General features: G+C 59.1%; 11 protein-coding genes. 7 read left to right on the forward strand and 4 right to left on the reverse strand.

Annotation, left to right across the window (positions count from 1 at the left end; all coding sequences use genetic code 11):
• Positions 1–67: 67 nt before the first annotated feature.
• The 4 genes from KVQ82_RS16215 to KVQ82_RS16230 all read left to right on the forward strand — a co-directional run bounded on the left by KVQ82_RS16215 (position 68) and on the right by KVQ82_RS16230 (position 3969).
• Positions 68–1066: a heme utilization protein gene (locus KVQ82_RS16215; RefSeq protein WP_108182807.1), complete on the forward strand. Its 999-nt coding sequence runs from the start codon at positions 68–70 to the stop codon at positions 1064–1066.
• A gap of 63 nt (positions 1067–1129) precedes the next feature.
• Positions 1130–1810 carry a C39 family peptidase gene (locus KVQ82_RS16220; RefSeq protein ID WP_041064439.1) on the forward strand — a complete coding sequence of 227 codons (681 nt, stop codon included), beginning with the start codon at positions 1130–1132 and terminating at the stop codon, positions 1808–1810.
• A gap of 44 nt (positions 1811–1854) precedes the next feature.
• On the forward strand, positions 1855–2601 hold the full coding sequence (locus tag KVQ82_RS16225) for a hypothetical protein (protein WP_041064441.1): 747 nt from the start codon (positions 1855–1857) through the stop codon (positions 2599–2601).
• A 45-nt stretch (positions 2602–2646) separates the two neighbouring features.
• Complete coding sequence (locus tag KVQ82_RS16230; protein ID WP_108182808.1) at positions 2647–3969, forward strand: hypothetical protein; 1323 nt, start codon at positions 2647–2649, stop codon at positions 3967–3969.
• An 86-nt stretch (positions 3970–4055) separates the two neighbouring features.
• Here the strand turns inward: KVQ82_RS16230 and KVQ82_RS16235 are convergent, their stop codons facing one another.
• Complete coding sequence (locus KVQ82_RS16235) at positions 4056–5381, reverse strand: sigma-54 dependent transcriptional regulator (RefSeq protein WP_041064445.1); 1326 nt, start codon at positions 5379–5381, stop codon at positions 4056–4058.
• Positions 5382–5726: 345 nt separating this feature from the next.
• On the opposite strand from KVQ82_RS16235, the gene KVQ82_RS16240 reads away from it, so the two are divergent.
• The 3 genes from KVQ82_RS16240 (at position 5727) to nhaB (ending at position 9132) form a co-directional block, all read left to right on the forward strand.
• A complete protein-coding gene (locus KVQ82_RS16240; protein WP_041064446.1) occupies positions 5727–5993 on the forward strand; it encodes a hypothetical protein in 267 nt (88 codons plus the stop codon).
• Between the two features lie 278 nt (positions 5994–6271).
• On the forward strand, positions 6272–7561 hold the full coding sequence (locus tag KVQ82_RS16245; protein ID WP_222014476.1) for a hypothetical protein: 1290 nt from the start codon (positions 6272–6274) through the stop codon (positions 7559–7561).
• Positions 7562–7629: 68 nt separating this feature from the next.
• Positions 7630–9132 carry a sodium/proton antiporter NhaB gene (gene nhaB / locus KVQ82_RS16250; protein ID WP_222014477.1) on the forward strand — a complete coding sequence of 501 codons (1503 nt, stop codon included), beginning with the start codon at positions 7630–7632 and terminating at the stop codon, positions 9130–9132.
• A gap of 103 nt (positions 9133–9235) precedes the next feature.
• Here nhaB and KVQ82_RS16255 read toward each other — a convergent pair whose 3' ends face one another.
• The 3 genes from KVQ82_RS16255 to gnd are packed head-to-tail and all read right to left on the reverse strand — an operon-like array spanning position 9236 to position 12539.
• A complete protein-coding gene (locus KVQ82_RS16255; RefSeq protein WP_222014478.1) occupies positions 9236–10042 on the reverse strand; it encodes an HAD family hydrolase in 807 nt (268 codons plus the stop codon).
• The gene (gene zwf / locus KVQ82_RS16260; protein ID WP_222014479.1) at positions 10039–11562 is read right to left on the reverse strand and encodes a glucose-6-phosphate dehydrogenase; all 1524 of its coding nucleotides are present in this window, start codon (positions 11560–11562) and stop codon (positions 10039–10041) included. The genes KVQ82_RS16255 and zwf overlap by 4 nt, the downstream gene beginning before the upstream one ends.
• Entirely contained in the window at positions 11559–12539 is a 981-nt protein-coding gene (gene gnd, locus KVQ82_RS16265) for a phosphogluconate dehydrogenase (NAD(+)-dependent, decarboxylating) (protein WP_222014480.1), read from the reverse strand. The genes zwf and gnd overlap by 4 nt, the downstream gene beginning before the upstream one ends.
• Positions 12540–12602: the final 63 nt, after the last annotated feature.

Here is a 12602-nt window from a genome sequence, read left to right on the forward strand (position 1 = left end):
CAACAAAAGCAGTGCAATTAGAAAGTACCAACACTTAACCAACTAATAAGCACGATGGAGAAACACCATGAAAACTACAATGGCTCTCAAACCACTGGTTTTCGCACTTGCAGCAGTAATGGCAATGGCGGCTCAAGCAGGCGGTAATGATCATGGTAACAATGGTGGTCACGGTCACAACCCTCCTCCACCAAAAGGCCCTACCCTGGAAGAACTGCTGCAAATCGGCGCAGGTGCCGGTGCCGCAGTACTCGACGTGCAGAACAATGCCGACAACACCGTCCTGAACCAGGGCACTCAAAACAACGCCGGCATCAGCGGCTCGCTGAACGGCGCCAACGGTAACGTCGGCGCAAACAACGTGGCCGGTGACGGCAACCAGCAAGACAACGCCGCTGCACTGGCAACTGCCGACGAAAGCTTCATCTTCGGCTCTGCGGTGTCCGCTTCCAGCGCCACTCAAGTCAACAGCAACAACACCGTTGGCAACTACTCCACCACTAACAACGCCGGCATGAACAACGTCGGCAACAGTGGCTCGGGTAACATCGGCGTGAACAACGCTGCCGGCAACTTCAACCAACAGAAAAACAACCTGGCAATCGCTGTGTCCGGTGGCCGTGTAGCGCAAGCCGCTGCCGCTGCCAACCAAAGCACTACCGGTCTGCAAGTCGGCAACAACGGCACTCAGACCTTCAAGAAAGATACCCTCACTGGCACTGTCGCCGCCGTCGGCGTATTCGGCGCCGTGGGCGAAGCTACCATCAAGGGTGACAGCCACGGCGGTGGCGGTTACGGCAATGACGACAGAGGCCATGGCGGCAATGGCGGTAGCAAAGATCAAAAAGCTACCTTCGAAGCTGTCGGTGCCTTCGGCCTGGCGGGTGTGACCACTCAACAAGTGCTGACCCCAGACGGCTGGAAAAACCCTGTCACCAACACTGCCAGCATGACCAACGTAGGCAACAACTGGTCGGGCAACGGTGGCTTCAACAACGCCTCCGGTGTGGGCAACCAACAAAGCAACTCGCTGTCCATCGCTGCAGGTTGCAAAGCCTGCATGTAATCGCGATCGAAACGAAAGCCCCGGAAACGGGGCTTTTCCTCAGTCCGCAAAGGCGTATCGATCATGCGTAAGACTGCCTTTATCGCCCTGCTTTGCCTGTCCGGCCTGACCCAGGCTGCCCAGATGCCCGTCGCTGCCCTGCCCGGCGGCGTACTCGTCTACAAAAACGTGCAAAGTATCCGTGAGCGCAAGTTTGCCGACATTGTCGAACAGAAAACCGATTTCAGCTGCGGCGCCGCCGCACTGGCCACGGTATTGCGCCAGGCCTATTGGCTCGACGTCGATGAGGAGCACATCATCAAAGGCATGCTGGTCAACGCCGACCAGGACCTTGTTCGCACTCAGGGTTTTTCCATGCTGGACATGAAGCGCTACGTAGAAAGCATCGGCATGCGCGCCAGGGGTTACAAGATTCCACCGGAGAAGCTCGACGCAGTCACAATCCCGGTGGTGGTACTGTTGGAAATTCGCGGCTACAAGCATTTCGTGGTACTGCAGCGTTCGGACAAGGATTGGGTTTACATCGGAGATCCCGTCTTAGGCCACAAACGCTACACCCATGATGACTTTGTCAAAGGTTGGAACGGCATCGTCTTCGCCATCGTCGGCCCCGGTTATGACAAAACCAATGCATTGCGCTCACCACCGACTCCGCTGACGGCCAAGAACAAGCTGGATAACTTCAACCCTGTCAAAGATGCTGAATTGATGGACTTCGGGTTCATACAGAGCGACTTCTTTTAATCGCCGATTATAAAGAATGGGGCTGGATGTCCCGGGAGCAGCAGATGAAAACCTCATACTGGCTGGCCGCCGCCTGCCTGGCAGCGAGCGCGTCAGGCTATGCCAATGCAGGGTTCAAACCTATCGAAATCCAGGATCAGGAGCTGTCACAGCTTCGGGGTCGTTACGTCATGCCGGGGCGGATCATCAGCTTCGGCATTGTCATGAGCAGTACCTGGCGCAACGCCAGCGGTGATCTGATCGGCGCTGCGACGTCGATGCAAATCCAGGCCGCCACGATCAAACCGGAATTTTATGTCTCGACCATCAAGGAACAGGGCAACGGCAGCACCCCAACGCCGGGTACTGGCAATGTCATTGGTGGTGCGGCACTCAACAGCAGCCAGGGCGTGACCCAAAGCGTGCGCGCCGCCGGCGACGGCAACACCGCCAACAACAATGTGGCGATCAACGTAAAAGAGGCCAACACCCCTCCTCCACTGGCCCCCGCACAAGGTCAGGCCCTGATCGCCGGGCAAACCATCGGTGCCAGCAATGCCGCTGGCAACGTCGCCGTTTCGGCCAGCAGCAGTGGCGTGCAAATGGCGATCCAGGCCTCGGGAAATCAGGGCACCGCCCTGCAACAAATCGCCCAGGGTGGCCTGCTGCAGAACACGCGCCTGCTGGGCAGCGCCAACGTGGTCAACAACATGACCCAACTCAATGTTGTACTTAACAATAACGGCATCAGCCCCGGCGCACTGGACTGCAACCTGACTCAACTCAGGGCACTACGCAATATCGGATATTGAACTACGCTGAGTCTCGATCATTGGGCTTAAAGGGACGGCTTATTCATGTATCGATCAGTATCACTGCGTGCCGCTGTATGTCTGAGTACTCTTCTTCCTGCGGCGATGCTGCAAGCAGCACCCGACGCAGATGTGGAGACCCTGAAACAGGAACTTCTGGAGCTGAAGCAACGATACGAAGTACAACAAAAGGCCCTAGCGGTGCTCGAACAACGGGTCCGTCAGGTTGAAGATCAACCGGCAGCGCCGCAACCCAAACGGCTGGCCAAGTCGCCGTCTGACATGAAAGGCAATCCAAAAGTCGCTACCAGCACCGGCGCGCCCGGGACTGGGGCGGCAGCAGCGTCGGGGGGCGCAGCAGGGGGCAGTGGCGCGTCTTACGGCCAGTCGCTGGCCGACGATTCGCAACCGGCACAGAGTGTGTCAAACCTCTACGACGAGGCCAGCGGCTTCTTCGGTGGTGGCAAATTCAGCTTTGAAACCGGTGTGACCTACTCGCGTTACGACACCCGGCAGCTGATTCTCAACGGCTTCCTCGCACTGGACTCGATCTTTCTGGGCAACATCAACCTAGACCGGATCAAGGCCGACACCTGGACGCTGGACCTGACCGGCCGCTACAACTTCGACAACCGCTGGCAGTTCGACGTCAACGTACCGGTGGTCTACCGCGAGTCGACCTACCAGTCCGGCGGCGGCAACGGTGGTGCATCGAACGTCACGACGGAACAGGATGTTTCGCGTGATCCAACCATCGGCGACGTCAACTTCGGTATCGCCTACAAGTTCCTCGACGAGTCGGTCAACACCCCGGACGCCGTGGTCACCCTGCGAGTCAAGGCGCCAACCGGCAAGGATCCGTTCGGGATCAAATTGCGCCAGACCGATGCCAACTCCAACCTGTTCGTGCCTGATACCTTGCCCACCGGTAACGGCGTCTGGTCGATCACCCCCGGGGTTTCGCTGGTCAAGACGTTCGACCCGGCCGTGTTGTTCGGCAGCCTGTCCTACACCCACAACCTGGAGGAGTCGTTCGACGACATCAGTGCCACCGTCAATCAGAAAACGCCAGGCAAGGTCAGCATTGGCGACAGCTTCCAGATCGGCGCCGGTATCGCGTTTGCACTGAACGAAAAGATGAGTATGTCGTTTTCGATGTCTGATCTGGTGCAACGCCGCAGTAAACTCAAACCCGATGGCGGGGATTGGCAATCGGTGGTGTCCAGTGACGCCAACGCGGGTTACTTCAACGTCGGCATGACCATTGCCGCCACGGACAACCTGACCATCGTACCCAACCTGTCGATCGGCATGACCCCGGATGCCCCGGACTTCTCCTTCAGCCTGAAATTCCCGTACTACTTCTAACGCGAAAGATCGCAGCCTGCGGCAGCTCCTACAGGGATTACAACTGTAGGAGTTGTCGCAGGCTGCGATCTTTTGATCTTTGGTTTCTAGCGAATCTGATGCTTGTGCAGCAGGCGATAAAACGTTGGCCGGGAGACCCCAAGCACTTTCGCTGCGACGCTGAGGTTGTCGCTGTGCCGGTTCAATACATCGCACAAGGCCTGGCGTTCGGCCCGGGTCTTGTAGTCTTCAAGCGTGCCCATCGGCGTGGCGATTGAGTGCTGACTGATCAACCCCAAGTCCCGGGCTTCAATTTGCCGCCCCTCCGCCAGCACCAGGCCCCGTCGCACGCGATTGGCCAGCTCGCGCACATTACCCGGCCAGTCGTGCTTGCCCATGGCGATCAACGCATCCTCGCTGAAGCTGCGTGGACGGCGGCCGGTTTCATGACTGTAGAAATGAGAAAAGTGGTTGGCCAGCATCGACAGATCACCGTGTCGCTCGCGTAATGGCGCGGTCACCACTTGCAGCACATTGAGACGGTAATACAGGTCTTCGCGAAAGCGTTTTTTCTCGATGGCGGCTTCCAGGTCGACGTGGGTGGCCGCGAGGACGCGCACATCCACCGGAATCGGCTGGCTGCCACCGACACGCTCAATGTGTTTCTCCTGCAGGAAACGCAGGAGGTTGGCCTGCAATTCCAGCGGCAAATCACCGATTTCATCGAGAAACAGCGTGCCACCGTTGGCTGCTTCGATGCGCCCGACCTTGCGCTGATGGGCACCGGTAAAGGCACCTTTTTCGTGGCCAAACAGTTCGGACTGAATCAAGTGTTCGGGAATCGCCCCGCAATTGATCGCCACAAACGGCTTGCTGTGGCGCTGGGACTGGCGGTGCAGCGTGCGCGCAACCAGTTCTTTGCCGGTACCGCTTTCACCGCGGATCAGTACCGGGGACTCGGTCGGCGCCAGTTTGCTCAACAGTTTTCGCAGCTCGCGGATCGGCTTGCTGTCGCCGAGCAACTCGTGTTCGGGCTGATCGACATGAATCGTGCCTTGTCCACGCAAACGCGCCATGCCAAACGCGCGCCCAAGGGTCACCTGGACCCGCGAGACATCGAACGGCAATGTATGGAAATCGAAGAACCATTCGCAGACGAAGTCGCCAACGTTTTGCAACCGCAGGACCTCCTGATTCAACACCGCGATCCACTCGGTGCCGCTGCGGCTGATCAGTTCCTTGACGGCTTCCGGGCGCTCGAGGTGAAAAGGTTGCAATCTGAGCAGGCCGACGTCGCATGGCCGATCGGCGGCATTTTCCAGGGTACAGCTGTCGACATCCCAGCCGACCGCGCGCAATCCGGGTAACAGGCGGTGGCAGTCGTCACAGGGGTCGACTACCAATAAACGTCGTAACGCTGGCGCTTCGATCATGACTGTTCCTTGGCGCCAAATTTAAGGAAATTATTGTAAAAACAGTCATTTGGCAGACCCGACTGTAACATTAGCAAGAAATTGACAGGGGCTTGTATCGATTGCTTATAGGTGTACAAGCTAATGAGTTATAAGAAGCCGGGTTATTAGTTAGCTATCGAGTTGCTCTCTTTCGCCAAGCTTTCAAAAACTGTCGAAATCTTGAGCATAAGCAATAAAGTTGAAATTTCTCCGTTTCGTGTGTGACCTGCTTCGGGGTTGCGTGCATCAGTACAAGTAACCAGCCGAACGGTAAGCCCAACCGACGGCACATCACTTGATTGGGCACGACAGAGAGAAGACCCCATGACCGCCCCGCTCCGTATCAACGAAGCTCTTTTGATTGCCAACCACGCATTTAAACCTTTCCAGTGCGTGGCCTGGGCCCCACAAGACGGCAACGGCGAACTGAACCTGACCGTCATCGACCGTACCAATTCGCATATCGGCCGCAAGCAGATTCCAAGCAGCGCTTACTCCGATCCGGCGCAACTGGAACAACTGCTGCAGCAGGCACGCGCCGAACTCAGCGAAGAAGGTTACCTGTTGCAATCGTGGTCGATGCCGCACTGATCAGAAGGTAATGCGGACGACTTCCAGTCGTCCGCCCCGCTCTTTTTATTGATCTGTTGCTGTTTATCTCCAGTACTTTTGTACAACTTTCCTTAAAGCGTCAGGCGACACTGCTTGGCAGGCTTTCATTTGGTACAAAAAGACACTGTTCTGGCACAGTGCGACCCTCCACCTGTTAGTTATGTCAGTTGTACTTCGGCGTATTCAGGGATTGAATGTTTCGCTCATGCAGTTACCCGCCCGATTCGGGCTTGGTCAACTTGCAAGGAGAAGCATGCATGTCCCCCGAGAACGCCATTGCGCTCCCGCCGCCAAAGACTAACGCCGGGCAACTCGACAGAGATTTTGCCCACTCCGGCATTGCTCAAGTGTATTTCGCCGGCAGCGTGTCGAGCATGACTCAAGGCCTGGCTCTGGATCCACAAGGGCGGGTGTTGGTGGCTGCAAAGATTGGCACTGCCGATGGCAGCCGTTTTGGGCTGGCGCGAATGCTTCCCGACGGTTCTGCCGATCTCGGCTTCGGCGCTCAAGGCAGTGTGATCGGCGAATTCGCCCCCGGATTCGAAGCCATGGGCGCAAAGGTCCAAGTGTTGCCAGACGGACGCATTCTGCTGGCCGGTCTGCATTATGAAAACGCTCACCGTACCCTGCCCGCCTTAGCCCGATTCACGGCTGACGGCTTGCCTGACCCATCGTTTGGCGACAATGGTCGACAAGTCGTGCGCCTGCCGGGTGACCTGTCCGTCGGCTCTCGGGATAGCTGGCTTCCGCCCGGAGTGCCGGGGGCCGAAGCATGCGACTTCGCGGTGCAGGACGACGGGCACATTCTGTTGATCGCCAATCACCACTTCGAATTGGCCGACCATGCCGGCATGCTGATTCGTCTGACTCCAAACGGCACCCTCGATCCCGGCTTCAATGGCCGTGGATTCGTGATGATCCGTCACCTGCTGCTCAACACCTGGCTCAACAGCCTGCTGCTGCAAGAGGATGGGCGCATCATCGTTGCTGGCGCCATCGACTTTCCTCAGGAAGGTCTGGTGGCACGTTATCTACCTGACGGACGTCTGGATGAGCGCTTCGCGGTGGACGGTTTCCTCGCCTTCAAGGCCCACGGACAAAGCGCGATGGTCAGTCAGGTGCTGCATTCGATGGAACACCTGCATTGCTTTGGCAGCAGCCGCGACCCGATCCGCTGCATGGCGCTGAGCCTGCACCCCAACGGTCGCCCGGAGTTGCGCAACAATGCCGGCCACCCGCATCTGCTGGAGATCGGTCCCAGTGGCTGTCAGTGGAGCGCGGCGCAGTGCATGACCGATGGCCGCATCATCGCGGTGGGCGCGACGATTGGCGGTATCGAGGCCGATTTCATCGTCGCGCGCTATCTGGCCGACGGCCAACTCGACCGCGAGTTCGGTAACGGCCACGGCTGGTTGCGCACGCGACTGGGACGCAGCCTGGATATCGCCAACTCACTGGCGGTGCAGGCCGACGGACACATCTTGGTCGGCGGCTATTCTCTGGACGGCAACTACCGGGCCATGGTTGCCCGCTATCTGAATCAATAACCCCCCGAGACTTGAACTTGCCAGTCACTTGCGGCACTTTGCGCGCTTCTTAATACAAGGAGCAACCGATGTCCGGTTCACTGGTCCAGGCCTTCGCGCATAATTTCCTCGGGCATTCGCCCCGCTGGTACAAGGCGTGCATCGTCGGGTTCCTGATCCTCAATGCCGTGGTGCTATTTACTGTCGGCCCGGTCGCCGCTGGCTGGCTGCTGGTGATCGAATTCATTTTCACTCTGGCCATGGCCCTCAAGTGCTATCCGTTGATGCCCGGCGGCTTGTTGTTGATCGAAGCCCTGCTGCTGAAGATGACCACGCCGCAGGCGCTATACGATGAGTTGGTGCACAACTTCCCGGTGATCCTGCTGCTGATGTTCATGGTCGCAGGCATTTACTTCATGAAGGATCTGCTGCTGTTTCTGTTCTCGCGGCTGCTGCTGGGCGTACGCTCCAAGGCGATTCTGGCGCTGATGTTCTGCTTCCTCTCGGCGTTTCTGTCAGCGTTTCTCGATGCCCTGACCGTGACGGCGGTGATCATCAGCGCGGCCGTCGGCTTCTATTCGGTTTACCACCGTGTGGCCTCGGGCAACGATCCGCGTCAGGACAGCGAGTTCAGCGACGACCGACACTTGCCGGTGCTGCACCATGACGACCTGGAACAGTTCCGGGCGTTTCTGCGCAGCCTGCTGATGCATGGCGCTGTGGGCACCGCACTTGGCGGCGTCTGCACCCTGGTGGGCGAACCGCAGAACCTGTTGATCGGCCATGAGATGGGTTGGCACTTCGCGGCGTTCTTCCAGAAAGTCGCACCGGTCTCGTTGCCGGTGCTGGTGGCGGGGCTGGCAACCTGCGTACTGCTGGAAAAACTGCGCTGGTTTGGCTACGGCACCCTGTTGCCGGACAACGTGCGTGCTGTGCTGGCCAATTACGCCGCCGAAGATGACGCCGAACGCACTCCACGTCAGCGTGCCGCGCTGCTGGTGCAAGGCACTGCTGCGTTGATTCTGATCGGCTGCCTGGCGTTTCACGTTGCCGAAGTCGGCTTGATCGGCCTGATGGTGATCGTGTTGATCACCGCGTTTACCGGCATCACCGACGAACACCGTCTGGGCAACGCATTCAAGGACGCCATGCCGTTCACCGCGTTGCTGGTGGTGTTCTTTGCCGTGGTGGCAGTGATTCATGATCAACAGCTGTTTGCCCCGTTGATCCAATGGGTGCTGGCACTGCCGGCGGATCAACAGCCGGGCATGCTGTTCATTGCCAACGGTCTGCTCTCGGCGATCAGCGATAACGTGTTCGTCGCCACGATCTACATCACCGAAGTGAAACAGGCCTTCCTGTCCGGGCACATGAGCCGCGAGCATTTCGAGACGCTGGCCATCGCGATCAACACCGGCACCAACCTGCCGAGCGTGGCGACGCCAAACGGTCAGGCTGCATTCCTGTTCCTGCTGACCTCGGCGATTGCCCCGCTGGTGCGACTCTCGTACGGGCGCATGGTGTGGATGGCGCTGCCCTACACCGTGGTGATGGGCCTGCTGGGTTGGTATGCCGTCAGCTACTGGCTCTGACAACAACCTCATGCAGGAGCTGCCGCAGGCTGCGATCTGTTGATCTTGCTGCATAAAAAAAACAAGATCAAAAGATCGCAGCCTGCGGCAGCTCCTGCAAGTGTTACGGGAGGATGTACTTCTCGATCGCCAGGGCTACGCCATCTTCGGTGTTTGGCGCGGTCACCACGTCAGCCTGCCGCTTGACCGCCTCCTCTGCCTGCCCCATGGCTATCGCCAATCCTGCGCAATGGAACATCGCCGGGTCGTTACCGCCATCGCCAATCGCCGCCGTCTGCTCCAGCGGGATGCCCAGATGCGCAGCAATCGTCGACAGCGCGGTGCCCTTGTTGGCCTCCAGCGCCGTCACGTCCAGATAAACCGGCTGCGAACGCGACACCTGAGCCATGCCGTTGACCTTGGGCAGCAGGCGCGCCTCAAGTTCAATCAGCAAATCCGTGTTGTTGCTGGTCGCGACGATCTTGTCGATGCGCTCCAGAAACGGCTCGAAACTCTCGACCACCACCGGCGGATAACCGAGGCCGTGCTGTTCGCGCGGCACCATCGGCCCGTGCGGATCCTTGAGCAGCCAGTCGCCACCGCTGAACACCCAGATTTCCACTTCCGGCTGATCGGCGAACAACGCCAAAGCAATCAACGCCGTCGGCACCGGCAGGTAATGCGCCACCAGCACGCTGCCGTCCGGATTGACGATGGTGCCGCCATTGAAGGCGGCGGTCGGCAGATCGACCCCCAAGGCTTCGATCTGCTGCAACATTGCCTTGGGCGGGCGCCCGGTGGCCAGGCTGAACAACACGCCCGCCTCGCGCAGCGAACGCACCGCATCGATGGTGCGCTGACTCAGGCTGTGATCGGGCAGCAACAGCGTGCCGTCCATGTCACTCAATAAAAAACGGATCGACTCACTCATCCCAGACCATGCCAGACGCGACCATCGCGAGTCAGCAGATCGTTGGCGGCTTGTGGACCGTCTTCCCCGGCGGCGTAAGTCTGCACGCTCGCGTCCTGCTGCCAGGCATCAAGGAAGGGTTGCACCGCGCGCCAGCCGTTCTCGATGTTGTCGGCGCGCTGGAACAGCGTCTGGTCGCCGGTCAGGCAGTCGTAGATCAGCGTTTCGTAACCGGTGGACGGCTGCATTTCGAAGAAATCCTTGTAAGCGAACCCCAGCTCGATGTTGGCCATGTTCAACGCCGGTCCCGGCCGTTTTGCCAGCAGGTCGAACCACATGCCTTCGTTGGGCTGGATCTGGATACGCAGATAAGTCGGCTGCAGTTCATCGACTTCGGTGTCGCGGAACTGCGCATACGGCGCCGGTTTGAAGCAGATGACGATTTCGGTGTCGCGCACGCTCATGCGCTTGCCGGTGCGCAGGTAGAACGGCACGCCAACCCAGCGCCAGTTATCGATCATGACTTTCAGCGCGACATAGGTTTCGGTGTTGCTGTCAGGCGACACGTTGGCTTCCTGGCGATAGCCATTCAACGCTTTGCCATCGACTTCGCCGGCGCTGTACTGACCGCGTACCGAATTGGCCCGCGCCTCTTCGACGCTCCACGGGCGGATCGCGCCGATCACTTTGGCCTTTTCACCGCGCACAGCGTCAGCGCCAAACGCGGCCGGCGGCTCCATGGCAACCATCGCCAACAACTGGAACAGATGATTGGGCACCATGTCGCGCAGCGCACCGGTGTGCTCGTAAAAACTGCCACGGGTTTCAACGCCGACGGTTTCCGCGGCGGTGATTTGCACGTGGTCGATGTAATGGTTGTTCCAGAACGCTTCGAACAAGCTGTTGGAGAACCGGCTGACCAGAATGTTCTGCACGGTTTCCTTGCCCAGATAATGGTCGATCCGATAGATCTGTTTCTCGGACATGACCTTGAGCAGGCAGGCGTTCAAAGCTTCGGCAGTGTGCAGGTCGGAACCGAACGGTTTCTCGATCACCACCCTTCTGAACGCTTCGGGGGTTTCTTCGAGCAGTTTGGCGGCGCCGAGACGGCGCACCACTTCACTGAAAAAACGTGGCGCGGTGGCCAGGTAGAACACCGCGTTGCCCGTGCCGCTGTCGGCGATTTTTGCCGCCAGCGCGGAATAGGTGCTGTCGTCCAGGAAATCGCCCTGGACGTAGCTGATACCTTTGGCGAGCTTGGCCCACAAGGCCGGATCAAGCATCTGATCGCCCTTGCCGACCTTCGCCGCCACTTCGGTACGGATGAAGTCTTCGAGTTTTTGCGCGAAGGCCTCATCGGTAATGGCGTTGTGATCAACGCCGACGATCCGCAGATTTTCGTCAAGCAAGCCGTCGCGACTGAGGTTGTACAGCGCCGGCATCAGCAAGCGCTTGACCAGGTCGCCGTGGGCACCGAACAGAAACAGCGTGGTCGGTGGTGCGGGTTCTGCCTTGGATTTTCTGCGGATCGTATGGGTCATTTCTTCGGTGTCTCCACGTGGCCGCCGAAGCCGAAGCGCTGGGCCGAGAGAATCTTGTCGCCAAACGTGCCCTGGCCGCGCGAGCGGTAGCGCGAGAACAGCGAGTTGGACAGCGCCGGTACCGGCACCGCTTGCTCCATGGCCGCTTCGATGGTCCATTGACCTTCGCCGCTGTCCGCCACTGAACCGGAGAACCCGTCGAGCTTCGGATCGCTGGCCAGCGCGTCGGCGGTCAGGTCGAGCAGCCACGAGGAAACGACGCTGCCACGACGCCAGACTTCAGCGATGTCGGCCACGTTCAGGTCGAAACGCTGATCTTCCGGCAGGCGTTCGCTGGATTTGGTCTTGAGGATGTCGAAGCCTTCGGCAAACGCGGCCATCATGCCGTACTCGATGCCGTTGTGAATCATCTTCACGAAGTGCCCGGCACCGGCGGGACCGGCGTGGATGTAGCCGTGCTCGGCGCGGTGATCCTCGGACTTGCGGTCCTTGGTGCGCGGAATCTCGCCCATGCCCGGCGCCAGAGCGGCGAACAGCGGATCCAGACGGTTCACGGTCTCGGCATCGCCGCCGATCATCATGCAGTAACCGCGCTCCAGGCCCCAGACACCGCCGGAGGTGCCAACGTCGATGTAGTGCAGGCCTTTTTCGGCGAGGGTCTTGGCCCGGCGAATGTCATCCTTATAGTTGGTGTTGCCGCCATCGATGATGGTGTCGCCGGCTTCCAGCAAATCGCTCAGGGTGTTGATGGTGTCTTCGGTCGGCGCACCGGCCGGCAGCATGACCCACACGGCACGTGGCTTGGCCAGGCCGGCGACCAGCGCAGGCAGATCGGCAACGCCCGTGGCGCCCTCGGCGGCCAGGGTGTCGACAAAGGCGGTATTGCGGTCGTAAACAACGGTGGTGTGACCGTTGAGCATCAGACGCCGCGCAATATTGCCGCCCATGCGGCCCAGTCCAATAATCCCGAGTTGCATGTGCTGATGCTCCTTACTACAAATAAATGTGTGTCATTGGTTATAGCCCAACGCGACTAATGG

This window comes from Pseudomonas sp. AO-1 (assembly GCF_019775695.1).
GTDB classification, from domain to species: domain Bacteria; phylum Pseudomonadota; class Gammaproteobacteria; order Pseudomonadales; family Pseudomonadaceae; genus Aquipseudomonas; species Aquipseudomonas parakoreensis.

What these genes read in the sequence shown, in the direction of transcription:
- KVQ82_RS16215 (WP_108182807.1), top strand. Translation starts at nt 68, where the DNA reads ATGAAAACTACAATGGCTCTCAAACCACTGGTTTTCGCACTTGCAGCA.
- KVQ82_RS16220 (WP_041064439.1), top strand. Translation starts at nt 1,130, where the DNA reads ATGCGTAAGACTGCCTTTATCGCCCTGCTTTGCCTGTCCGGCCTGACC.
- KVQ82_RS16225 (WP_041064441.1), top strand. Translation starts at nt 1,855, where the DNA reads ATGAAAACCTCATACTGGCTGGCCGCCGCCTGCCTGGCAGCGAGCGCG.
- KVQ82_RS16230 (WP_108182808.1), top strand. Translation starts at nt 2,647, where the DNA reads ATGTATCGATCAGTATCACTGCGTGCCGCTGTATGTCTGAGTACTCTT.
- KVQ82_RS16235 (WP_041064445.1), bottom strand. Translation starts at nt 5,381, where the DNA reads ATGATCGAAGCGCCAGCGTTACGACGTTTATTGGTAGTCGACCCCTGT.
- KVQ82_RS16240 (WP_041064446.1), top strand. Translation starts at nt 5,727, where the DNA reads ATGACCGCCCCGCTCCGTATCAACGAAGCTCTTTTGATTGCCAACCAC.
- KVQ82_RS16245 (WP_222014476.1), top strand. Translation starts at nt 6,272, where the DNA reads ATGTCCCCCGAGAACGCCATTGCGCTCCCGCCGCCAAAGACTAACGCC.
- nhaB (WP_222014477.1), top strand. Translation starts at nt 7,630, where the DNA reads ATGTCCGGTTCACTGGTCCAGGCCTTCGCGCATAATTTCCTCGGGCAT.
- KVQ82_RS16255 (WP_222014478.1), bottom strand. Translation starts at nt 10,042, where the DNA reads ATGAGTGAGTCGATCCGTTTTTTATTGAGTGACATGGACGGCACGCTG.
- zwf (WP_222014479.1), bottom strand. Translation starts at nt 11,562, where the DNA reads ATGACCCATACGATCCGCAGAAAATCCAAGGCAGAACCCGCACCACCG.
- gnd (WP_222014480.1), bottom strand. Translation starts at nt 12,539, where the DNA reads ATGCAACTCGGGATTATTGGACTGGGCCGCATGGGCGGCAATATTGCG.